Below are 20,449 nucleotides of genomic sequence, written 5' to 3'. Positions count from 1 at the left end.
CTACACTTTAGTGCCTAGGAACAAAGGAATTAAGGACAAACTATGCAATTGAGTGCATTACCAAAACACACCCTACCGAGAGAAAAGTTACTGAAAAAAGGCCCGCATGCATTGAGTGATGCAGAGCTTTTGGCAATATTTTTAAGAACTGGAATCGCCGGCATGAATGCCATTGAATTGGCAGAATCACTACTAACCCAAAGTAGGTCATTACAAAACTTATTTAATGCCAGTTTAAAAGAGTTTTCAGCGTTGAAGGGTTTGGGGGAGGCCAAATATGTACAATTACAAGCCGTACTTGAATTGAGTAAACGCTATATGCGTGAAGCATGCTTGCGCGACACGGTATTCACTTCGCCTGATGCGGTGAATGACTACCTGTGTTTGCAATTAAAAGGGTTAGAGCACGAAGTGTTTATGGCGCTGTATTTAGATAACCAGAACCAACTTATTCATGACGAGATTTTATTTAATGGCACAATAAACGCGGCGAGTGTTTATCCTAGAGAAGTGGTAAAAGCGGCATTGAAGCATAATGCGGCCTCATTAATTTTTGCGCACAATCATCCCAGTGGCATTGCTGAGCCAAGCGAAGCCGATAAGTTAATTACCCAAAAATTACAAAAAGCCCTCGCTTTAGTGGACATTCACGTATTAGATCACCTTATTGTGGCAGGGAATCGCTGCATATCTTTTGCACAGCGAGGCTTGATTTAAGTGATTTATAGAAAGAAAACGTTAAAAAACGCAGCTTTGCTCAAAATATTGCAAATTAGTTTAATTTAAATGCAGTTTTTACTTTCCTAAGCACGATTCGATCATTATAATTGGCCGCTATCAAATTTACATATGAGCTGATTGATAGGACTAGATCCTTGATCTTTGCCTGCTAATGCTGTATAAAGAGCGCCCTCTGATTTACCCCAGGGCAAACAGTTAAGGCCCAAGGGAAAATTAAGCTCGAGCGAAGTTATTGGAGATATATAGACATGTCTAAAGTCTGTCAAGTTACAGGTAAGCGCCCAGTGGTAGGTAACCACCGTTCACACGCGCGCAACGCTACTAAGCGTCGCTTCCTACCTAACCTACAAACGCACCGTTTCTGGGTTGAAAGCGAAAAACGTTTTGTTACTTTACGTACTACTACTAAAGGTATGCGTATTATCGATAAAAAAGGCATCGACGCGGTATTAGTAGATATCCGTGCTCGCGGCGAAAAAGTTTAAGGAGCTGAATCATGCGTGATAAGATCCGTTTAGTTTCAACTGCTGGTACTGGTTATTTCTACACTACCGACAAGAACAAGCGTAACATGCCTGAAAAAATGGAAATCAAAAAGTACGATCCTAAAGTACGTAAGCACGTGATTTTCAAAGAAGCTAAAATCAAGTAATTTTAGTTTTAAAGAATTCAAAAACCCAGCCTCGGCTGGGTTTTTTGTTTTTTAATAAAGCGAGTTTCTAGATTCAAAAAAGCCATCTATACAAAGTATGGTGGCTTTTCTATCTATTTTAATTAACTAAAGTTTAATTAGTATTATTTAATTGTCGCGAATGGTGTGCCCATACGAGTTACTGTTTCAGGCTGCTCGCTACCTAAGAAGTCAGCTTGATCTTTACCCCAAGCTAAAATAACCGTTGAGCCTAGTTTAAAGCGGCCCATTTCATCGCCTTTCTTTAAATAGATTGCTTTGTCGCCTTCAACAGGGTAATTCCATGTCATTACGTCACGACCAGCCGGTGGTGTAACTGTCCCTGCCCAAATCGTTTCAATGCTTGCCACAATGGTTGCGCCGACTAAAGTCATCGCAAGTGGGCCTACTTTGGTATCGAAAATCGCCACGACACGCTCGTTTCGCGCAAACAAGTTAGGCACATTTTTCGCTGTAAGTGGATTTACCGAGAATAAATCGCCCGGTACGTAAATCATCTTACGCAGCGTGCCGTCAATTGGCATGTGGATACGGTGATAGTCTTTTGGTGCTAAATAAATACAGGCAAATTTACCACCCATAAATGGGTCTGCATCATCTTTATCACCACCGTGTAAATCTTGTACGCTGTAGTCATGACCTTTAGCTTGAATAAGCTGACCATCAACAATATCGCCTAATTGACTGATAGCGCCATCTACAGGGTGAGTAATGATGCTTTCATCTTCTGTTAATGGGCGAATGCCTGGTTTTAATGGGCGAGTAAAGAACTCATTAAAGGTTTTATAGTGCGCAGGATCTTCGTAAAGTGCCTCGCTCATATCAATCTTATACTGCTTGATAAACGCCTTAATTAAAGAAGTTGTCACGGAGCCTGCTTCGGCAGAAGCCAATTTACCAACTAGGCGAGAGATCCCATGCTTAGGCATGGCGTATTGCATGGCAATTTTAAATTTATCCATGGGGACTATAAATTCCTAAAAATAATTAGCGCAGATACTAACATAAAAACTGTAAATTTTTTAAACTCTTGGCGCGCGAGCACCCGCGCGGCCATCAGCCATTGATTCTAGAATACGGTGGTAGCTGTCAAAACGTAACTCAGTAATTTTACCCTGCTCAACGGCTTCTACCAAAATACACCCCGGATCATTAAGGTGTTTACAATCTCTAAAACGACAACCACCAATATACTCGCGGAACTCTTTAAAGCACCAAGTTACGCGTTCAACATCTAGATGCCATAGACCAAACTCACGGATCCCCGGTGAATCAATCAAGTTTCCGCCGCTCGGTAAGTGATGTAATCGTGATACAGTCGTGGTGTGCTGACCTAGACCGCTGTTTTCAGAGACTTCTTTGGTAAGAATATCTGCATCAGGCAGAACGGTATTGACGAGCGTTGATTTACCAACCCCTGATTGGCCTACAAAGATGTTGTTTTTACCAACTAAAATTTGCTTAAGCGCGTCAATGCCTTCACCAGTTTTGGTACTAACAAGGTGTACTTTGTAACCTAATTCGCGATAGATATCTAAAATCTCGTTAATGAACTCAAGCCCTTCATCATCAATTAAGTCGATTTTATTGAGCACTAAGATGGGCTCGATACCCATATCTTCACAAGCAACTAAATATCGGTCGATAATTTGCGGGGTGAACTCAGGCAAAATTGCAGACACCATTAAGATTTGGTCAATGTTTGCTGCAACGACTTTAACGCCATCATAAAAGTCTGGGCGGGTAAGCTGTGAACGGCGCTCTTCAATGGCCTCTATAACACCAGCGAGGTCACCATCACTGACTTTGGCACGACGAAAGAATACTTCATCACCGCATACTAAACCGCCAACGGTTCTGCGAATATTACAGCGTAATACTTCGCCGTCAGTGGTTTCTATATCGGCATGTTGGCCGAAACGGCTTATTACCACTGCTTTTTCAGTCTGACCTAAATTGTCGGTTTGCCACTGTGTATCTTGTTGCTCGCTATGCTGCTGTTTAGCTTTTCGCAAGCGTTTTTGATGGTTGGCACTGATCCGACGGGATTGGCCTTTACTGAGTTTCTTTTGTTTTGCCATAGGTACTTAGCTTGTCACTGATCAAAATCGCAATTAATAAAATTGCCTAAAATCACTCTGTTTACTTTGTGAGCATGGCTCAAATGGGCTATAACTCAATTAAATTAAGCGCTTTTAAAAAAAAAGCTTTAGGTAAACAAGTGAAGCTAATATGATATATCTAATTGCATTGGATCTAAAGGAAGTACCGCTAAGGTAGTTTATGTCTTTTAATGAATCAAATTTGATCTGGCTAGATCTTGAAATGACGGGCTTAGAGCCTAAAACAGATAAAATCTTAGAAATTGCTACGGTTATTACTGATGGTGATTTAAATGTATTAGCTGAAGGCCCTGTTATTGCTATTCATCAAAGTGATGAGTTGTTAGATAACATGGACGAATGGTGTACCAATCAACACGGTCGTTCAGGTTTGACAGCACGCTGTAAAGCCAGCAAGTTCACTGAAGACGATGCCATTGCACAAACTTTAGAGTTTTTAAAAGAGTGGGTACCACCTGGTAGCTCGCCTATGTGTGGTAATTCGATTGGACAGGACCGCCGCTTTTTAAATAAGTACATGCCTGAACTTGAGGCTTACTTTCACTATCGCAACCTAGATGTGAGTACAGTGAAAGAGCTAGCTCGCCGCTGGAAGCCTGAATTGCTTAGTGACGTTAAAAAGAAAAGCTCACACCTTGCGCTAGACGATATAAAAGATTCAATAATGGAATTAAAGGTTTATAAAGAAAAGTTCTTTAATCTTTAAAAACTGCTTGCAAAGCACCTGCATTATTGTAGAATCCTGCCCCGCTTAAGAGAGTAACTCTGCGGGGTTTATTATTTCTAGAGCAAATATTGTGATGCGGCACTAGCTCAGCTGGTAGAGCGCGACCTTGCCAAGGTCGAGGTCACGAGTTCGAACCTCGTGTGCCGCTCCAACTTCTTAATCTTGCTTTTACGCAAATTAATTAGTGTATAACTAATTATATGCAGTACTAACTCAGCTGCTATAGGAAATGACGCGACCTTGCGTATTTACCGACAAATTAAGAGTTAATTATGTGATGCGGTACTAGCTCAGCTGCGTCGGGTAATAGACGCGACCTTTGCGATATTACAAACAAATTAAGAGCTAAATATGGAATGCGGCACTAGCTCAGCTGGTAGAGCGCGACCTTGCCAAGGTCGAGGTCACGAGTTCGAACCTCGTGTGCCGCTCCAATCCTCTGCTTCAAATATACCCTTATTCACTTATAATCTTGATTAATAATTAGTCTTTTCTTGCTTTTTTCATTGCCAAAACTCCCAACTCAACGTAGAATACGCGCTCATTTCGGCTATCACATTTAGTTCCTTGCCTTCCCCCGACTGGCCGAAACGGGACAAGGCTATATTAACCGTAAGGAATATCCATGCGTCATTACGAAATCGTATTCATGGTTCACCCAGATCAAAGTGAGCAAGTACCTGGTATGATCGAGCGTTATACTGGTTCTATCACTGAAGCTGGTGGTCAAATTCACCGTCTAGAAGACTGGGGTCGTCGTCAACTGGCTTACCCAATCGAAAAGCTTCACAAAGCACACTATGTTCTAATGAACGTTGAAGCACCAACTGAAGTAATCAACGAGCTTGAAACTTCTTTCCGCTACAACGATGCAGTGCTACGTAACCTAGTTATGCGTACTAAAAACGCTGTAACTGAAGCGTCTCCTCTTGTTAAAGAAGAGAAAAAAGAAGCAGCTTCTGCTTAATCGTTATTGAATCTGGATTGATTAAATAGGTGACACAGCCTGATCTGTATACAAATCAATATGTGCTCTCGGGTACGGTTTGTAAAACACCCAAATTTAGTCAAAGCCCAGCTGGTATTCCACATTGCACGTTTGTACTTGAGCACAAATCAATGCAAGTCGAAGCCGAACTAAACAGAAATAGTTATGTTCGTCTAAGTGTGGTTGCAAGCGGTGCACAATTACAGAATCAAACACAGCATTTATACGTTGGGCAGGCAATACAAGTACGCGGTTTTTTAAATCGTCACGAAAACCGAAATGGTTTAAGTCAACTTGTCTTACATGCACAACATATTGAAAGAATTAATTGAGGAAATTACTCATGGCACGTTATTTCAGACGTCGTAAGTTCTGCCGTTTCAAAGCGGAAGGCGTACAACAAATCGATTACAAAGATCTAGCTACTCTTAAAAACTATGTAACTGAAAGTGGCAAAATCGTACCTAGCCGTATCACAGGTACTAGCGCTAAATACCAGCGCCAGCTAGCAACTGCTATCAAGCGTGCTCGCTACTTAGCCCTTCTTCCATACACTGACTTACATAAGTAAGCAGCGGATTAACTCGTTTTTAAAAGGTGTAGAAACATGCAAGTTATTCTACTAGACAAGATCGCAAACCTTGGTAACTTAGGTGACCAAGTTGCAGTTAAATCTGGCTTCGCTCGTAACTTCTTATTCCCTAAAGGTAAAGCAGTTCCAGCGACTAAAGCTAACATCGAAACTTTCGAAGCTCGTCGCGCTGAATTAGAAGCGAAGATTGCTGAAGAACTAACAGCTGCTCAAGCACGCGCTGAGAAGCTAGAAGCATTAGCTGAAGTTACTCTAGTATCTAAAGCTGGTGACGAAGGTAAGCTATTCGGTTCTATCGGTACACGTGACATCGCTGACGCTATCTCAGCTGTTGGTGTTGAAGTTGCTAAATCAGAAGTTCGTCTACCTCTAGGTACTATCCGTGAGACTGGCGAATTTGACGTTGCAATCTCTGTACACTCAGACGTAACTGCTACTATCAAAGTAATCGTTATTGCTGAAGCTTAATCTCTGATTAAGTATTGAAAAGCCGCGTGTTATGCACGCGGTTTTTATATAAAAAATAAAAACTATCAAACTCCCTCTTCGTTTAAACATCTCACGGATCTGAGCAAACGGTACATTGTGTAATTACATGTAATCCGTTCCTTTTTCATAAACATATATTATGTGGTATTTTAACTGCGGGTTTTGTCATACCTAATAACAAGTTAAGCTTTTGTTCCTTGTTAGGTTTGTGTTAAAAATGACAGCGCTGTTTTTTTGGGTAGAGTATGAATTCTAGAGTAATTACAAAAGGTTTTACGCTAATTGAGCTGTTAATTGTGGTTGCAATTGTTGCGATTACAACGACACTGGCGTATCCATCTTATCAAAAGTATATCCAAGATGGGCATCGTTCAGATGCACAACAAGGTATGTTGCAAACTGCGGCAATTTTAGAGCGAATTTACTCAAGAAACGGTGGTTATCCAGATAGTAATAGCTTTACGGATTTACCTAAATCAGCAGTTTATACGTTCGAGTATAAACATGACCCAGATTTACCGGCAGGGTCACCTGACTTTAGAAGTTTAAAGTTCACCTTAAAAGCAAAGCCAAAAGCCGGTAGTGTCCAGTCTTCTGACAGGTGTGCCGTTTTAGAGATCGACCAAACTGGTAAAACAACAGCAAGTGGGAATGGCAATGACTGCTGGAAATAAGCAAAAGTCACGCGGCTTTACTATGATTGAGTTATTAATCACGCTTGGTTTAGTAAGTATTTTAGCCATGCTAGCCGCTCCATCATTTGCTCAGTTTATAAAACAAGAACGCCTGACTAAAACAGCCAACCAATTAAACGCTGTGTATCGTTACGCCAGAAGTGAAGCGGTAAAGCGAGCTCAAACAGTTATTCTTACTAAACAAGACACTTCTTGGTTAGTAGAAATTGAAGTCGCAGGTGGCAGGGAGACGTTACGACAGTTCGACTCTAATTACCCAACAGTCAGTGCAGAGCTGGTTGATCGTATGATACGTTCAACGGGTGAATTAAATTTACAAAGCAATATCTTAATCTCTGACAACGATACTAATACCGACGATTATCGTTTATGTATTTTGCGAAGTGGGCAAAGCTGGTTAGGTAAGGCAGAAGAAAATTGCGCGTAAATGCTGGTTTTTCATTGCTAGAAGTATTGGTGTCTATGTTTATTGCGAGCATAGCGCTGATTGGTTTGGGTGTAACACAGCTGAAGTCACTGCAGTTCGCTAATAATAGCTTTGATTATACCGTCTCTCTTGTGCAGGCGCAGAATGCGATCGAACGCATGTGGCCGGAGCTTTGTGAAATACAGCATAACGCGCCATCAAAGTTTACAGAGCAATCATTTAGAGAGTCGTTACAGCCACCTGATAGCTTATCTTTTAGGTACGCTTTAACATTACCTGCGGCTTATAGTGGTGAGATGCCCATCACTGTGGCATGGCAAGATTTACGTGTGCCAGAGGAGGCTCAAAAGCAACTGCTTAATCAGGTCACATTGAATGCAAGTTTCGTCGAGGTGCCGAATGTGTGTAACCCATAAAGCGAGACAATCAGGATATACATTACTTGAGATGTTGGTGGCGATGGCGGTCGGCTTGTTTCTACTTGCTGGTGTTGCCATGTCTTATTCGGCGATAAAAAGTACAGTAAGAATGACCCAAGAGCTATCGGATGCGCAAGAGGTGATCCGTTATACCAGCCAAGTATTTACGCGTAGTGTTAAGCAAACGAACAGTGAGCCTATTATTAGCGCAGCCCCTTTGACGATTCAATTTCAGCAACTTGCCAATGTATTATCTTGCCAAGGCACGACCCCAGCTGTGGATTACACTGAAACTTATGCACTTGAAAATGGTTATCTAACCTGTGACATTGGCGATGGTAACGGCGCGCTACAACTGCTCAAGGGCATAGAGGCCATTAACTTTGCATATAATAATCATCTAGTCAGCGTGACGGTCAAACCGATAAATATGCCAAGTCACTTTGGAGTAGGGCTGCAAATAGATATTGCCACCACGCAATTAATTCTGCTCGAAGCATTTAAGGAAAGCGTATGAAGCAGCAGTCAGGATTCACTTTAATCAAAGTCATGTTAATGAGCACGATGGCCAGTGTCGTGGTTTTTGGTGCACTTAAAGAAACAGTGATCCAAGAGCGTTTAACGGGTAACTTTCAAAAAGATATGAATGCACGTTTACTCGCTGAAAAAGGTATTTTTACGGCAGCTAAAAGTTTGCAAACAGCAGTATCAAATAACACCAACTTGACCGTTGATGAGTTAGTTAACCAATATGGTTTACACGCCGGAAACGGTGATATAGGCGATGACACGGCTTATAAAGCACGCTTAAGTAAAAATGCTGATGGGTTACTTGAAATTACGAGTCTAGGTCAGCGCTATTATGGTGATGCGAATCAACAACTTGTTGCGCGTTTTGAATTAAAGCCAGCGGATATCAACTCCCCATTTCAACATGCAGTTACTGGATGTAAGGGCGTTAATCTATCAGGCAGTGGTGTCGTTGATAGTTATGACTCTAGTAAAGGCCCATACTCTGAAACTAACCGCGATTCTTCTGGTCATGTAAATACTGTGATTGGTGACTCGAGTGTCACCATTACTGGAAATTCGCCGATTAAAGGCGATGTGAAAGCATCGGGAGTGATATATCTTAAAGGCTCTTCACCCATTATCGGAGATGTACACTCTAATACCGGCGTTGAGATCAGTGGTGGCGGCGGCACGGGTTATCGTGTTGAAGGTAATGTTTACTCTGGGGGCTTTTTTACTCATCGCGGTGGTGAAGTAAAGGGTTATGTCAGAGCTATAGGCAATGTTGAGATGAAATGGGGCAGTAAGATCATTAATGCAAACAATGATCCTTACGACATTATGTATGGTGGAAGCGGTAGTTTTCCTGCGAGCTATCATTCGCAAGATGTAGTTCAGTTAGAAGATGGCTCGACAAGACAAAATGTACCTTATTCTGATGCTTACTTCAGAAAAATGCCAGAAATAGAGCCTGTTAAAGTGTATGAACCAAGCTCTCCAGATTATGACCCTGCGAAGCCAAATAAAGAGTGTGACCCCTTTGAATTACCTCTGAATATGCCTGACGTGATGGCTCAAAATTCGAATAGAAGTCAAGATTTCGCTGTTGGTGCGACTCAGTTTTATAAGTTTACTCCTGACATAGGCCGCTTGATGACATCTCAAGTTGGCATCAAAAAGGCTGTTGCGTTAGATTCCGAAAAAGCAGAGATCTATTTGTTTGATAACTTAAGTCAACGACATGGCATTACAGGGACGAATGAAGAGCGCGTGTTTGGTATGAAAAACTTTAAGTTATACAGTGATGGGAAAATGACTATCACAGGGGGCGATGTCATCTTTTTAGTCGATGGTGATTTTTTGCTAAGTGGTAATGCCAAGTTAACCATTGAATCTGGCAGTAGTTTAACTGTATTTACTACCGGTAAAGTGATCTTAGGTGCAAGCGGTCAAGTGATCACAGAAAAAGAGGGGCTGACGGTAAGTGGTATCCCCAGTTTGAATTTCTTTTCTTCATATTCTGGCAAAGATGGTTTTCAGGTAAAAGGGGCATCAGATATGTATGCGACAATTTATGCGCCCTTAACACAAGTAAAACTCTCAGGAAGTGGACAACTCTATGGCACCGTTCGTGGCTCAATTATTGACTCTTCTGGTGGTAGTGGTGTGCATTTTGATTCGGCTCTGAAAGATGTGAACTTTGGCTCAGGCGGCGGTAGCAATGAGAAACCTCAGCTTATTTTCAAAGGTTGGTTCTTTGAACCGGCCAAACCTTTGCCTGATCTAGAAGAAGACGAAGGAGAGACCTCTAACACTGATAACTAACAGCATTTCATTGCAAAACCAGTTTTGCTTTGTAATGCTGTCCCCTCAATTTTTTTTAATTTCTTTTAAACCTTTTTAAGCCAAGGTGGCGTCTTAGATAATAATAATGAAGCAAAACGCCAAACTGGGTAGAAACCCGATAAAGGAATAACGTCATGTTAATCGATGCCAAACAGGCATTTTCGAATACGAATAAAGACGAGCAAACAGATGACCTTATACATAGAGTACAACAAGGTGATCAAGCTGCGTTTGCCCAGCTTTACCGTCAGCATGAAAAACCTGTATTTGCTTTATGTTTGAGGCTGCTTGCAGATCAACAGCATGCAGAAGATGTCTCACAAGAAGTATTTGTACAGTTGTGGCATAAAATCTCACAGTTTCAGGGTCAGTCAAAGTTTTCAACTTGGTTGCATAGTGTAACGAGCAATATTGCCATTAGTTATTTACGCAAACATAAAAACTGGCTGCAAAAAGTTGTGAGCTTTGAACAAAGCGGCATGGATGAACAAAGCCTAGCCATGTGTAATGGGTTAAACGGACTAGATAAGCTAATTTTGCGTTTGCCTGAGCGTGCTCGTTTGGTATTTGTACTTCATGCAGTTGAAGGCTATCGCCATGAAGAAATCGGCAATATGTTAGGCATGGCTGTAGGCTCAAGTAAGTCGCAATATCATCGCGCAAGACAATTATTACAGGAGTGGTACGAGCATGAGTAAAGTCAACTTTGACGACTTCTTAAAAGAAGAGCTAGCAAAACCAAGTGAAGTAGCGCCTAGTCGCGACTTATGGCCTGGTATTGAGCGAGCAATTGCAGAGCCAGCTAAGAGCAGTGTCAATGATAAGCAGTATTGGCCTAAGGTGACAGGTATTGCAGCGTGTTTTATCGCGGGTTTATTAGCATGGAATGTCAGTATAATGGGCCCTGAGCAAAACACGATGAGAGATTTAAGTGCATTGTTTGAACAGCAAAAACAAGCATTACTCGTACAGTATGAAGCACAGCCAGCTTTAACAAATGACTGGCAACAACAACTTGATGAACTAGAGCAGGCCGAACAAGCTGTGAAGCTTGCCTTACAAAATGACCCTGAAAATGCCGCGTTGCTTAAGATGCTCGCGCAGGTTTATCAGCAGCAATTAGATTTAATCAACCGTGTACATGCACCAAGTTGGCAACAAATTTAGGAGAAGAAAGATGAAAAAATTACTAACAGGACTGCTATTTTTCCCCATTGCTTGTATTGCCGGTGAAGCCATCGATAAGCAAATTTCAGTACCAGCCAATGGTAAGATTGTAATTGAAAACCAACGCGGTGAAGTAGACATTAAATCTTGGGACAAGTCAGAATTTAAGGTTACGGGCTCACTCGATGATATTGCTAAAGGTTATAAACTTGAGAACAACGGCTCTGTCACCGAGTTTATTGTTGAAATGCCTAAGCGTTATAAAGGCTGGAATAAAGGCGATGGTTCTAAACTGACTATTTATATGCCAAAAAACAGTGAGTTGAGCTTTGAAGGCATAAATGTGAATATCTCTGCGACTGAATTATTAGCGGGTGCCCGTATTAAAACGGTTAACGGTGACATCAAAGCGACGCAGCTTAAAGGTAAAGTAAGCCTTGAAACGGTTAATGGCGATGTTGATGCAAACAATCTATCGGGTGATTTACGCTTTGAAACGGTTAATGGTGACATCAATGATACTAACTCTAAAGGTGAATTGCGATTCAATGCCGTGAATGGTGATATTGAAAGTGACACTGAAGCGACAGATATTCGTCTTGAAAACGTTAATGGCGAAGTAGACTTCAAAGTTGCCTCTTTAAGGGACTTGCGTCTAAATACAGTAAACGGCGAGATTAAAGTACAAGTTAAAGTGCTACAGTCTAATGCTCGCATTAATATGGATACTGTAAGTGGTGATGTTCGCTTGTATTTCCCGAGCGACGTGTCAGCTCGCTTTGATATTGATGCACACTCAGGCGGTCGCATAATCAATGAGTTAAGCAGTGATAAAGTAAAGAAAGCCAAGTATGGCCCGTCTCGTGAATTAGAATTTATGCTCAATGGCGGTGATGCCGATGTTGAAATTGATACCGTCAGTGGTCGTATTGAATTAAAGAAAAACTAGGCACATCGTAAAGTTGATAAGAGGTCTCTATGTGAGGCCTCTTTTATTTAAGCTATTCTAATAATTAGAAAGTCGCTTTACGCTTTTAAGTTGCTTCGCTAGGAGCTAAAATACTTCTCTTAATTCTTTCAGATTGTGTAGTGCTATGGCTAAACCAGATCATCAAGTCGATACCCTCAAAGTTCCTCCTCATTCAATCGAAGCCGAGCAGTCAGTGCTTGGTGGTTTAATGCTTGATAATCAGGCGTTTGACCGTGTTGCTGAGTTGGTTGTATCGCAAGACTTTTACACTCGCACGCATAAATTAATTTTTGAAGCGATGGAAAAGCTGGTTGAGCAAAGTCAACCTATCGACTTAATCACTATCTCTGAAAGCCTAGAAAAGAATAACCAACTGAGTGCTGTGGGTGGTTTTGCCTATTTAGCTGAAATTGCTAAAAACACACCAAGTGCTGCTAACATCGATGCTTATGCTGCGATTGTACGTGAGCGTGCGGTTGTTCGTGAGATGATCACGGTTGCCAATGAAATTGCTGAAGCGGGCTTTAATCCTGAAGGGCGTGATAGCCATGAGCTACTCGATTTAGCTGAAAGTAAAGTATTTAAAATTGCAGAGCAGCGCTCAAAAAGCACTGAAGGCCCACAAAGTATTCACTCAATCTTAGAAAAAACAGTCGATAAGATTGAAGAGCTTTATCAGTCACCGCAGGACGGTGTAACAGGGGTAAGTTCTGGCTATAACGACTTAGACCAAATGACAGCAGGTTTACAGCCGTCAGATTTAATCATCGTAGCGGCACGTCCTTCAATGGGTAAAACCACCTTTGCGATGAACTTGGCTGAGCATGCGGCGATGACCCAAGACAAGCCTGTACTGATTTACTCATTAGAAATGCCCTCAGAACAGATCATGATGAGGATGCTGGCTTCTTTAGGTCGAATTAACCAGACTAAGGTACGTACAGGTCAGTTAGATGATGAAGATTGGGCGCGTTTATCGTCAACCATGGGTCTATTGATGGAAAAAGGCAAGATGTACATTGATGATGCATCAGGCTTAACACCAACCGATGTACGTTCTCGTGCACGCCGTATTGCTCGTGACCATGGCGGTATCAGCATGATCATGGTCGACTATTTGCAGTTAATGCGTGTACCAAGCTTATCAGATAATCGTACCCTTGAGATTGCCGAAATCTCTCGTTCATTAAAAGCACTAGCAAAAGAGTTACAATGCCCGGTTATCGCGCTGTCTCAGCTTAACCGTACCCTAGAGCAACGTGCTGATAAACGACCGGTAAACTCCGACTTACGTGAATCGGGTTCAATCGAGCAGGATGCCGACTTAATCATGTTCATCTATCGTGATGAAGTGTATAACGAAGACAGCCCAGATAAAGGCGTGGCAGAAATAATCATAGGTAAACAGCGTAATGGTCCAATTGGTAAGGTTAGGTTAACCTTCCAGGGGCAATTCTCTCGTTTTGACAATTACGCAGGCCCTGCATTTGATGATGAGTATTAAGCACTAGCAGCTTAATACTTTTGCAGGTCGCACACGAGAGGCAGTATGAGATTAGCAACCGCAGAAATTAACTTAACCGCGCTGGAACAAAACCTCGCGCGTATCAAAAAAATTGCCCCAAACAGCAAAGTGATGGCAGTATTAAAAGCCAATGCATATGGGCATGGATTGGTGACGATTGCACAGCATTTGCAGGGGGCAGATGCATTTGCTGTGGCCAGAATCGATGAAGCTTTGGCTCTTCGAGCAGGTGGCCTGACCAAACCTATCGTCTTATTAGAAGGTTTCTTTGAAGCGAGTGACTTACCTATTTTACTGGCGAATAACTTCGAAACCATCATTCATGACGAGCATCAATTAAGTGCACTAGAGCAGGCCAATTTAGATGCACCGATTGCTACTTGGCTTAAAATAGATACCGGTATGCATCGTTTAGGGGTTGAGCCTGAACAACTAGAGCAGTTTTATGCTCGCCTTAAAGCCACTAAAAATGCTAAGCGTAATGTGCGTTTAATGACGCACTTCCCCTGTGCTGACGATACTAATAACGAAAAAACGCTTTCTCAGATCCAACATTTTTCCAAATTAGTCGGTGATAAAGTCGAACAAACTTGTTTGGCCAATTCTGCGGGCATAATTGCTTGGCCAGATAGCCATGGCGACTGGATAAGACCCGGACTTATGCTATATGGCGTTTCACCTATGCTTGACTCAGTCGGCTCAGAGCATGGTTTATCAGCGGTGATGTCTTTAAAAACACGCGTGATAGCAAAGCGTGCTATTCCTGCGGGAGAGCGAGTAGGCTATGGTGGTCGTTGGCAGAGTCAAACAGCTACACAACTTGCTGTAGTTGCAATGGGCTATGGTGATGGTTATCCGCGTCACGCTCAAGAAGGCACACCGGTTGTGATCAATGGCAAACGATATGGTATTGTCGGCAGTGTGTCGATGGATATGATTACGGTAGACATTGGCGCTGAGAATGACTTAGTTCAGGTCGGTGACGAAGTTGAAATGTGGGGTGAAAATTTATCAGTAGAAGAAGTGGCACAGTGTGCTGGTACTATTCCTTATGAACTGCTGTGTAATGTCACGCCGAGAGTGAGTTACCAATACATAAAAGATAAAAAATAAGCGGCCAATGTGCCGCTTATTTTTTGATGTGAAATCAATAAAGTTCGCCAGACAAGGTGGCAATAATACTTCTGCCGCCGGCGCAGTCTCTATGCTCACCTAAATACACACCTTGCCACGTCCCCAAAATGAGTCGCCCATGACTAATTGGAATGGTGATCTGGCAGCCAAGCGTGCTTGATTTGATGTGAGCAGGCATATCGTCTTCACCTTCATAGTCATGCTTATAGTAGGGCTGACGTTCAGGCACAAAATTATTAAAGTGGCTTTCCATATCCATACGCACGGTCGGATCGGCATTTTCATTGATTGTTAAACTGGCCGACGTATGCTGCAAGAATAAATGCAAAAGGCCAACTTGATAGTTATGGATCTCGGGAAGTTGCTTGAGAATGTCATCGGTAATTAGGTGAAAGCCGCGAGACTTCGCGGCTAGGGTGAATTTAGCTTGCTGCCAACTCATAGCTTATCGAAGCTCACCTCGATGTTGGCATTACCGTCAGCCGAAGTGAATGGCATAATAATTTTAGCGCCTTCACATTTGTGCGTAATGGTGTGACCTGGGCCCGACACTACAATCGGGGTTGCCATATCAAAGTCATAGCCTTTTTCACCGAGTAAGTTTTTTGCGCCGCCAGTGACCATATTGGTGATTTCCCCCACCATATCTGTTACTTCTTCATTTATTGCATCTGGGCGCTCGCCAAGCATGCGCTCCATGATTGTTAGCGCTAGTTGCTCATCAAAAGTAATAGAAAAAGAACCCTTAGTCTGTGGGCCTACCATACCGATCAAGCCCGATACATCGCCTTGCGCAACTTCACCTTTTTTGATTTTTGGTTTACCAGGTGTCAGCTCAGTTTGAGCCATGGTTGCTAAGACATTTATTAATGATGATAAAAAAGGGTTTATGAACTCTACTTTCATGTGCTGTTCCCTTGATTCTTAATTATATAGTTCTAGGTTAAGTGTAGTGGTTTAATTGCATAACTGCACTTAGTCTTTACACTTTTCACACTTGCCATGTGCTTCTATTGTTTGGTTACTTACCTGAAAGCCTCGCTCTGACGCTAAGTTATTCAGTTCATGCGAAATTAAACTTGAATGAAGCTCGTCAACATGCCCACAATCATCACAGATCAACAACTGTACAGGATGAATATGGTCGAAATGATGACACAGCATAAATGCATTGGTGCTTTCAATTTTATGGATAAAACCAAGCTCAGATAAAAAGTCTAAAGCGCGATAAATCGTTGCTGGCTTAGCACCAGGCTCAGAGACTTTTAATTCTTCTAAAAGATCATAGGCACCCACGCCACCTTGCTTAGCAGCAAGTAGACGGAAGACTTTTTCACGGATCGCCGTAAAACGTGCGCCACGGTTATCACAGACTTGTTTTGCTTTATCGACTAATTGTTCAACATTCATACTTTAAAATCCTTACACTGCCAAACAATACTATCACATTCTTTAAAATAGTCTTGTTTTCGTGATGATTTATTCCGATATCTCAGCATGTTTAATCATCTTGAAGTGGTGACAAGAGAGCAAATAAAATACTTAAAGTGTTATTTCACAGTGGGCAAACTCTCAGCCTGCCAAGCATTCATATCACCGCTTAAGTGTAAAAGGTTAAATCCGTCTTTAGACAGCGCACGTTCAAAGATCCCCGCTCTACGACCTGAGCGACAGTATACAACAAGCGTTTTTTGTTTTAGTGAATTGAGTAAATCTTGGTGCTGTTCGATCTTATTAAAAGGAATGTTAATAGCCCCTTTTACATGTCCCGCTGCAAATTCTTCAGGGCTTCTGACATCGATAATTTGATGTGGTGTTGCGGACATTTGATTAATTAGTAGTGCCTGTTGGGATATTTGCTCAGTTTTACCTAAAGCAACGAAACTACATAACAGTATTGAAAGTAGTAGAAAAAAACGCATAGTTATCTCCTATTCATATATTGAGTAATCATACATATAAAATGAAGAAAAGGTTTAGAAGTTCAAGGAGAAAATCTATCAAAATAGGCTCAGTAAAGGGAAATACACTGGAAATTAGAAAGCCCAGTTCTTATGTATGAGCTGGGCTAAAGTATGAAATGAAATTACTTCTTCGCAGGGAAGATGCTGATTTCAACACGTCTGTTACAAGTGCGGCCAGCTTTGGTGCTGTTATCGCAAATAGGAAGAGACTCACCTAGACCTTCGGTGAATAAACGATTTGCTGCAACCTTCTGGCTTTGTAAGTAAGCTTTTACTGAGTTCGCACGCTTTTCAGAGAGAGTTTTATTTAAAGACTCGCTACCTGAGCTGTCAGTATGACCTTCGATTAATAGCTGCGTATCAGGATACTCAACAAGTACTTTCGCAACACCACCTAGTGTCTGATAAATTGAAGTACTTAACTTGTCTGAACCTGAATCAAAGCCGATACCGTTTTGCATAATTAATACGAGTTTATCTTCACCCACTCTTTTTACTTGAACGCCAGAGTTCATTAACTCTTCGCGAAGTGCAGCTTCTTGCTTATCGAAGTAATAGCCAACACCTGCACCGATTGCACCTCCGGTAGTTGCACCAATTAGCGCACGCTTTCTGCGATCATCAGCATCTTTACCGGTCGCTAGACCTACGATGGCACCCGATACTACGCCAATAATGGCGCCTCTTGTTGCTGAGTTTGTTTCGGTCTCACCCGTAGTCGCATTTTGACGCTGCGACATTTGACAACCTGAAACTAAAATTAATGCACTCAGTGCTACTGCTAATTTTTTCACGTAATGTTCTCGACTTGATGTTCTGGTTAAAATAAACGCATAGAGTTAGAAATGAGCTAGTGCCTAGATGCTAGACTTTAAGCCATTAAAAACATGTATATTGTAATATGAGTAATGAGTTTAAAAAGCTTTGATTATAAAAAGATAGATTTGAATGAAGTATGAAAATAGGAGTAAATGGTGGCCCCACCTGGACTCGAACCAGGGACCTAACGATTATGAGTCGTGTGCTCTAACCAACTGAGCTATAGGGCCATTTGAAGTTTTTGCTTTTTGTACTTCGTCCTGAAGCTGTTTTCCGGTCTCGGAATAAACGCTTAGGGTCGCTTCGCTAATATCCCTTCGCTTCCTCGACGTTTTCTTTTTTCAAAAGAAAACCTATCTGAGCTATAGGGCCATTTAAAAGTGCTTGAAACCGAATGGAATCGTAAAAAGCGCAGGCAGTATAAAAATTTTTATAAGGCTTGTCACCACTTAAAGTCGAAAAAATCTACTTATCTTGTTCAATTGCTTAATAAAGAATCATTTTTTAAAGAGGGGCGAAACTGCGGCTAACTGTTTAACCGCAGCAAGCACACTCAGAGATTAAGGCATCATGACTTCTTTAAGATACTGAAATAGATCTTTGTGGCCTTTTGCTGGCTTTTCGGCTTTGGCTTCTTTCGCTGCTTGGCGAACTAATTGGCGAAGTTTTTGTCTTTCCAGCGACGGGTACTGTTCTAAAAGCTCGTTAATTAAGCTGTCACCATTATTGATTAACTCAGTTCTGGTTGATTCAATCTTGTTAAGTAAAACATCGGCTTGATTGTTTTTGTTCAGCATTAACTCAATAGCAGCTTCAATGTCAGCGACATTGTCTGTAAGGCGGAGTGTTTTACTGATGTAGTTAATATGACGGCGATACGCTTCAGACTTAGCTCTGATCTTGTCAGCAACAACCATGGCTTCTATAAGGTCATCGCTTAGCGGTAACTTATCACGCTGCTTTTTACTCATAGCTGCTAAATCGATAGCTAGTTGTTGGTACTGCTGTGCGTCACGTTTTAGCTCGCTTTTTGAAACGTAAATAATTTCTTCTTCAATAACGGGTTTCTTTTTCTTAGCCATGGTGCGGAGTTTCTATAAAAATTTTGCAGATTATAACAATTATACGCCATAAATGCTGTGCCTTGATAAGGCGAAGTCGAATATGTGTGTTAGCATTTAGATATTAAAGGTGTTTTTAGAGAGCATAAATATGAAATCTGAGCAGCAAAGTGCGATTTTTACTCAAATAGATGAAGTCAAACAGGCCGTATCAGAGGCGTTGTCCCACGCAATAAAACTTGGTGCAACAGCAGCAGAAGCAGCAATGTCGAGCACTTCAGGCTTGTCTGTGAGTACGCGTATGGGTGAGGTTGAGACCATTGAGTTTAACCAAGATGGCGGCTTGGGGATCAGTGTTTATGTGGGAAATCATAAAGGCTCTGCATCTACCGCTGATTTGAGCCCTAAAGCGCTTCGCTCTGTGGTTGAAAAAGCCATTGATATTGCGAAGTTTACTTCGGATGACCCTTGTAATGGCGTAGCTGATAAAGCGCTGCTTGAGATGTCTCCGCCAGATTTAGACTTATATCACCCTTGGGAAGTAACACCAGAGCAGGGTGTTGAGCTGTGTATTGAAGCTGAAAAAGCGGCATTAGAGTTTGATGAGCGTATTGTTAACTCAGATGGTGCGAGTTTCTCTAGTCATGAAGGCTTACGAGTTTATGGTAATACCCACGGTTTTTTGGCGGGCTTCCCGAGAACACGTCATAGCTTAAGCACTATGGTGATTGGTCAAGATGGCGAGCAAATGCAGCGCGATCATGCTTATACTCTCAGTCGTGAGCAATCTGGTTTAAAATCGGCACAATCGGTCGGCCTTGAAGCCGCTGAGTCAACCATTGCTCGTTTGAACAGTAGAAAAATTGCCACCATGAAGACGCCTGTGGTGTTTCGAGCGGATATTGCGAATAGTTTGTTTGGGCATTTGGTTTCAGCAATCGGTGGTGGTGCGTTATATCGTAAGTCGAGCTTCTTGTTAGACTCTTTGGGTAAGCAAATTTTTAGTGACAAAGTAAATGTGTCAGAGCGCCCACATTTATTGCAAGGATTAGCGTCTAGCCCATTTGATAGTGAAGGGGTAAAAACGCTGGATCGTGAAATCATTCACGGTGGTGAATTGCAAACCTATTTACTTGCAAGTTATGCGGCAAGAAAAATGGGTATGACAGCCACAGGCCATGCTGGCGGTATTCATAATTGGTTAGTGCAGCAGACGCACGATGACCTAAAGGCTGTTCTTAAGGAAATGGGCACAGGGTTGTTAGTGACAGAATTAATGGGCCAAGGTGTGAATTCAGTGACAGGAGACTACTCTCGAGGCGCAGCAGGTTTTTGGGTTGAGCAGGGCGAGCTCCAATATCCGGTGAGCGAAATCACAATTGCTGGCAATCTAAAAGACATGTTCATGAATGTGCAGGCCATTGGTGGAGATATTGAAGCGCGTGGTAGTGTACAAACAGGGTCGATATTAATTGAGTCAATGCAGGTCGCAGGGGAATAGGCCTTAATTAAAGTAAAAGCCCGCGATATTGAGCGGGCTTTTTTGTGTTTGGAGGGGT

General features: G+C 42.0%; 27 protein-coding genes and 3 tRNA genes. 21 read left to right on the top strand and 9 right to left on the bottom strand.

Going from position 1 to position 20,449, the window contains the following annotated elements:
• Positions 1 to 42: 42 nt before the first annotated feature.
• From radC to rpmG, 3 genes are all read left to right on the top strand, one after another.
• Positions 43 to 717, top strand: coding sequence for a DNA repair protein RadC (gene radC / locus ABMY35_RS01860; protein ID WP_058028556.1), 675 nt, complete (start codon positions 43 to 45; stop codon positions 715 to 717).
• Between the two features lie 272 nt (positions 718 to 989).
• Positions 990 to 1,226 (top strand): 50S ribosomal protein L28, encoded by a 237-nt coding sequence (gene rpmB, locus ABMY35_RS01855; protein ID WP_058028557.1) that lies wholly within the window; start codon positions 990 to 992, stop codon positions 1,224 to 1,226.
• Positions 1,227 to 1,237: 11 nt separating this feature from the next.
• Positions 1,238 to 1,393 (top strand): 50S ribosomal protein L33, encoded by a 156-nt coding sequence (gene rpmG, locus ABMY35_RS01850; protein WP_005493124.1) that lies wholly within the window; start codon positions 1,238 to 1,240, stop codon positions 1,391 to 1,393.
• 143 nt (positions 1,394 to 1,536) lie between these two features.
• Here the strand turns inward: rpmG and asd are convergent, their stop codons facing one another.
• Together asd and rsgA are read right to left on the bottom strand one after the other, a co-directional pair.
• Complete coding sequence (gene asd, locus ABMY35_RS01845) at positions 1,537 to 2,394, bottom strand: archaetidylserine decarboxylase (protein WP_349284777.1); 858 nt, start codon at positions 2,392 to 2,394, stop codon at positions 1,537 to 1,539.
• Between the two features lie 60 nt (positions 2,395 to 2,454).
• Positions 2,455 to 3,513, bottom strand: a complete 1,059-nt coding sequence (gene rsgA / locus ABMY35_RS01840; protein WP_349284776.1) for a small ribosomal subunit biogenesis GTPase RsgA — start codon at positions 3,511 to 3,513, stop codon at positions 2,455 to 2,457.
• A gap of 202 nt (positions 3,514 to 3,715) precedes the next feature.
• On the opposite strand from rsgA, the gene orn reads away from it, so the two are divergent.
• From orn to alr, 17 genes are all read left to right on the top strand, one after another.
• On the top strand, positions 3,716 to 4,261 hold the full coding sequence (gene orn, locus ABMY35_RS01835; protein WP_349284775.1) for an oligoribonuclease: 546 nt from the start codon (positions 3,716 to 3,718) through the stop codon (positions 4,259 to 4,261).
• 96 nt (positions 4,262 to 4,357) lie between these two features.
• Positions 4,358 to 4,433 (top strand) — tRNA-Gly (locus tag ABMY35_RS01830).
• A 207-nt stretch (positions 4,434 to 4,640) separates the two neighbouring features.
• Positions 4,641 to 4,716, top strand: a tRNA-Gly gene (locus ABMY35_RS01825).
• A 191-nt stretch (positions 4,717 to 4,907) separates the two neighbouring features.
• The gene (gene rpsF, locus ABMY35_RS01820) at positions 4,908 to 5,249 is read left to right on the top strand and encodes a 30S ribosomal protein S6 (protein WP_058028561.1); all 342 of its coding nucleotides are present in this window, start codon (positions 4,908 to 4,910) and stop codon (positions 5,247 to 5,249) included.
• A gap of 29 nt (positions 5,250 to 5,278) precedes the next feature.
• Positions 5,279 to 5,602, top strand: coding sequence for a primosomal replication protein N (gene priB / locus ABMY35_RS01815; protein WP_130254141.1), 324 nt, complete (start codon positions 5,279 to 5,281; stop codon positions 5,600 to 5,602).
• 11 nt (positions 5,603 to 5,613) lie between these two features.
• On the top strand, positions 5,614 to 5,841 hold the full coding sequence (gene rpsR, locus ABMY35_RS01810) for a 30S ribosomal protein S18 (protein WP_010386263.1): 228 nt from the start codon (positions 5,614 to 5,616) through the stop codon (positions 5,839 to 5,841).
• 36 nt (positions 5,842 to 5,877) lie between these two features.
• The gene (rplI, locus tag ABMY35_RS01805) at positions 5,878 to 6,330 is read left to right on the top strand and encodes a 50S ribosomal protein L9 (protein ID WP_138481601.1); all 453 of its coding nucleotides are present in this window, start codon (positions 5,878 to 5,880) and stop codon (positions 6,328 to 6,330) included.
• 266 nt (positions 6,331 to 6,596) lie between these two features.
• On the top strand, positions 6,597 to 7,025 hold the full coding sequence (locus tag ABMY35_RS01800) for a type IV pilin protein (protein ID WP_349284774.1): 429 nt from the start codon (positions 6,597 to 6,599) through the stop codon (positions 7,023 to 7,025).
• Positions 7,009 to 7,473 carry a GspH/FimT family pseudopilin gene (locus tag ABMY35_RS01795; protein WP_349284773.1) on the top strand — a complete coding sequence of 155 codons (465 nt, stop codon included), beginning with the start codon at positions 7,009 to 7,011 and terminating at the stop codon, positions 7,471 to 7,473. The genes ABMY35_RS01800 and ABMY35_RS01795 overlap by 17 nt, the downstream gene beginning before the upstream one ends.
• Positions 7,464 to 7,889, top strand: coding sequence for a prepilin-type N-terminal cleavage/methylation domain-containing protein (locus tag ABMY35_RS01790; protein ID WP_349284772.1), 426 nt, complete (start codon positions 7,464 to 7,466; stop codon positions 7,887 to 7,889). The genes ABMY35_RS01795 and ABMY35_RS01790 overlap by 10 nt, the downstream gene beginning before the upstream one ends.
• Positions 7,873 to 8,409, top strand: coding sequence for a prepilin-type N-terminal cleavage/methylation domain-containing protein (locus ABMY35_RS01785; protein ID WP_349284771.1), 537 nt, complete (start codon positions 7,873 to 7,875; stop codon positions 8,407 to 8,409). Before ABMY35_RS01790 ends, ABMY35_RS01785 begins: the two co-directional genes overlap by 17 nt.
• A complete protein-coding gene (locus ABMY35_RS01780; protein WP_349284770.1) occupies positions 8,406 to 10,229 on the top strand; it encodes a polymer-forming cytoskeletal protein in 1,824 nt (607 codons plus the stop codon). Before ABMY35_RS01785 ends, ABMY35_RS01780 begins: the two co-directional genes overlap by 4 nt.
• A gap of 155 nt (positions 10,230 to 10,384) precedes the next feature.
• Positions 10,385 to 10,948, top strand: a complete 564-nt coding sequence (locus ABMY35_RS01775) for a sigma-70 family RNA polymerase sigma factor (protein ID WP_349284769.1) — start codon at positions 10,385 to 10,387, stop codon at positions 10,946 to 10,948.
• The gene (locus tag ABMY35_RS01770; RefSeq protein WP_349284768.1) at positions 10,941 to 11,417 is read left to right on the top strand and encodes a hypothetical protein; all 477 of its coding nucleotides are present in this window, start codon (positions 10,941 to 10,943) and stop codon (positions 11,415 to 11,417) included. Before ABMY35_RS01775 ends, ABMY35_RS01770 begins: the two co-directional genes overlap by 8 nt.
• Positions 11,418 to 11,427: 10 nt before the next feature.
• Complete coding sequence (locus tag ABMY35_RS01765; RefSeq protein ID WP_349284767.1) at positions 11,428 to 12,366, top strand: DUF4097 family beta strand repeat-containing protein; 939 nt, start codon at positions 11,428 to 11,430, stop codon at positions 12,364 to 12,366.
• A gap of 145 nt (positions 12,367 to 12,511) precedes the next feature.
• Positions 12,512 to 13,891 carry a replicative DNA helicase gene (gene dnaB / locus ABMY35_RS01760; RefSeq protein ID WP_058028570.1) on the top strand — a complete coding sequence of 460 codons (1,380 nt, stop codon included), beginning with the start codon at positions 12,512 to 12,514 and terminating at the stop codon, positions 13,889 to 13,891.
• A gap of 45 nt (positions 13,892 to 13,936) precedes the next feature.
• Positions 13,937 to 15,025 carry an alanine racemase gene (gene alr, locus ABMY35_RS01755; protein ID WP_349284766.1) on the top strand — a complete coding sequence of 363 codons (1,089 nt, stop codon included), beginning with the start codon at positions 13,937 to 13,939 and terminating at the stop codon, positions 15,023 to 15,025.
• A gap of 34 nt (positions 15,026 to 15,059) precedes the next feature.
• Here alr and ABMY35_RS01750 read toward each other — a convergent pair whose 3' ends face one another.
• From ABMY35_RS01750 to yjgA, 7 genes are all read right to left on the bottom strand, one after another.
• Positions 15,060 to 15,488: a secondary thiamine-phosphate synthase enzyme YjbQ gene (locus ABMY35_RS01750; protein ID WP_349284765.1), complete on the bottom strand. Its 429-nt coding sequence runs from the start codon at positions 15,486 to 15,488 to the stop codon at positions 15,060 to 15,062.
• Positions 15,485 to 15,952, bottom strand: coding sequence for a chemotaxis protein CheX (locus ABMY35_RS01745; RefSeq protein ID WP_138481578.1), 468 nt, complete (start codon positions 15,950 to 15,952; stop codon positions 15,485 to 15,487). The genes ABMY35_RS01750 and ABMY35_RS01745 overlap by 4 nt, the downstream gene beginning before the upstream one ends.
• A gap of 69 nt (positions 15,953 to 16,021) precedes the next feature.
• Positions 16,022 to 16,456, bottom strand: coding sequence for a transcriptional repressor (locus ABMY35_RS01740; protein ID WP_058028574.1), 435 nt, complete (start codon positions 16,454 to 16,456; stop codon positions 16,022 to 16,024).
• A 140-nt stretch (positions 16,457 to 16,596) separates the two neighbouring features.
• Entirely contained in the window at positions 16,597 to 16,968 is a 372-nt protein-coding gene (locus tag ABMY35_RS01735) for a rhodanese-like domain-containing protein (RefSeq protein WP_349284764.1), read from the bottom strand.
• 164 nt (positions 16,969 to 17,132) lie between these two features.
• Complete coding sequence (locus ABMY35_RS01730; RefSeq protein WP_349284763.1) at positions 17,133 to 17,804, bottom strand: OmpA family protein; 672 nt, start codon at positions 17,802 to 17,804, stop codon at positions 17,133 to 17,135.
• 178 nt (positions 17,805 to 17,982) lie between these two features.
• Positions 17,983 to 18,059: transfer RNA gene (locus tag ABMY35_RS01725), tRNA-Ile, on the bottom strand.
• A gap of 330 nt (positions 18,060 to 18,389) precedes the next feature.
• Positions 18,390 to 18,911 carry a ribosome biogenesis factor YjgA gene (gene yjgA, locus ABMY35_RS01720; RefSeq protein WP_349284762.1) on the bottom strand — a complete coding sequence of 174 codons (522 nt, stop codon included), beginning with the start codon at positions 18,909 to 18,911 and terminating at the stop codon, positions 18,390 to 18,392.
• Positions 18,912 to 19,041: 130 nt separating this feature from the next.
• On the opposite strand from yjgA, the gene pmbA reads away from it, so the two are divergent.
• Entirely contained in the window at positions 19,042 to 20,391 is a 1,350-nt protein-coding gene (gene pmbA / locus ABMY35_RS01715) for a metalloprotease PmbA (protein ID WP_349284761.1), read from the top strand.
• Positions 20,392 to 20,449: the final 58 nt, after the last annotated feature.

The sequence above is a fragment of the Pseudoalteromonas sp. BZB3 genome, assembly GCF_040104455.1.
Lineage (GTDB): Bacteria > Pseudomonadota > Gammaproteobacteria > Enterobacterales > Alteromonadaceae > Pseudoalteromonas.
Note: the sequence above shows the minus strand (reverse complement) of the source record. Positions and strands in the feature narration are given on the sequence as shown.

Bases quoted from the DNA above. Each gene is read 5' to 3' on its own strand.
- ABMY35_RS01750 (WP_349284765.1), bottom strand. From the start codon at position 15,488: ATGAGTTGGCAGCAAGCTAAATTCACCCTAGCCGCGAAGTCTCGCGGC.
- yjgA (WP_349284762.1), bottom strand. From the start codon at position 18,911: ATGGCTAAGAAAAAGAAACCCGTTATTGAAGAAGAAATTATTTACGTT.
- ABMY35_RS01780 (WP_349284770.1), top strand. From the start codon at position 8,406: ATGAAGCAGCAGTCAGGATTCACTTTAATCAAAGTCATGTTAATGAGC.
- asd (WP_349284777.1), bottom strand. From the start codon at position 2,394: ATGGATAAATTTAAAATTGCCATGCAATACGCCATGCCTAAGCATGGG.
- ABMY35_RS01770 (WP_349284768.1), top strand. From the start codon at position 10,941: ATGAGTAAAGTCAACTTTGACGACTTCTTAAAAGAAGAGCTAGCAAAA.
- rpsR (WP_010386263.1), top strand. From the start codon at position 5,614: ATGGCACGTTATTTCAGACGTCGTAAGTTCTGCCGTTTCAAAGCGGAA.
- rpsF (WP_058028561.1), top strand. From the start codon at position 4,908: ATGCGTCATTACGAAATCGTATTCATGGTTCACCCAGATCAAAGTGAG.
- rpmB (WP_058028557.1), top strand. From the start codon at position 990: ATGTCTAAAGTCTGTCAAGTTACAGGTAAGCGCCCAGTGGTAGGTAAC.
- ABMY35_RS01745 (WP_138481578.1), bottom strand. From the start codon at position 15,952: ATGAAAGTAGAGTTCATAAACCCTTTTTTATCATCATTAATAAATGTC.
- ABMY35_RS01735 (WP_349284764.1), bottom strand. From the start codon at position 16,968: ATGCGTTTTTTTCTACTACTTTCAATACTGTTATGTAGTTTCGTTGCT.
- ABMY35_RS01765 (WP_349284767.1), top strand. From the start codon at position 11,428: ATGAAAAAATTACTAACAGGACTGCTATTTTTCCCCATTGCTTGTATT.
- ABMY35_RS01740 (WP_058028574.1), bottom strand. From the start codon at position 16,456: ATGAATGTTGAACAATTAGTCGATAAAGCAAAACAAGTCTGTGATAAC.
- rpmG (WP_005493124.1), top strand. From the start codon at position 1,238: ATGCGTGATAAGATCCGTTTAGTTTCAACTGCTGGTACTGGTTATTTC.
- rplI (WP_138481601.1), top strand. From the start codon at position 5,878: ATGCAAGTTATTCTACTAGACAAGATCGCAAACCTTGGTAACTTAGGT.
- ABMY35_RS01800 (WP_349284774.1), top strand. From the start codon at position 6,597: ATGAATTCTAGAGTAATTACAAAAGGTTTTACGCTAATTGAGCTGTTA.
- radC (WP_058028556.1), top strand. From the start codon at position 43: ATGCAATTGAGTGCATTACCAAAACACACCCTACCGAGAGAAAAGTTA.
- orn (WP_349284775.1), top strand. From the start codon at position 3,716: ATGTCTTTTAATGAATCAAATTTGATCTGGCTAGATCTTGAAATGACG.
- ABMY35_RS01785 (WP_349284771.1), top strand. From the start codon at position 7,873: ATGTGTGTAACCCATAAAGCGAGACAATCAGGATATACATTACTTGAG.
- ABMY35_RS01795 (WP_349284773.1), top strand. From the start codon at position 7,009: ATGACTGCTGGAAATAAGCAAAAGTCACGCGGCTTTACTATGATTGAG.
- dnaB (WP_058028570.1), top strand. From the start codon at position 12,512: ATGGCTAAACCAGATCATCAAGTCGATACCCTCAAAGTTCCTCCTCAT.
- pmbA (WP_349284761.1), top strand. From the start codon at position 19,042: ATGAAATCTGAGCAGCAAAGTGCGATTTTTACTCAAATAGATGAAGTC.
- rsgA (WP_349284776.1), bottom strand. From the start codon at position 3,513: ATGGCAAAACAAAAGAAACTCAGTAAAGGCCAATCCCGTCGGATCAGT.
- alr (WP_349284766.1), top strand. From the start codon at position 13,937: ATGAGATTAGCAACCGCAGAAATTAACTTAACCGCGCTGGAACAAAAC.
- ABMY35_RS01775 (WP_349284769.1), top strand. From the start codon at position 10,385: ATGTTAATCGATGCCAAACAGGCATTTTCGAATACGAATAAAGACGAG.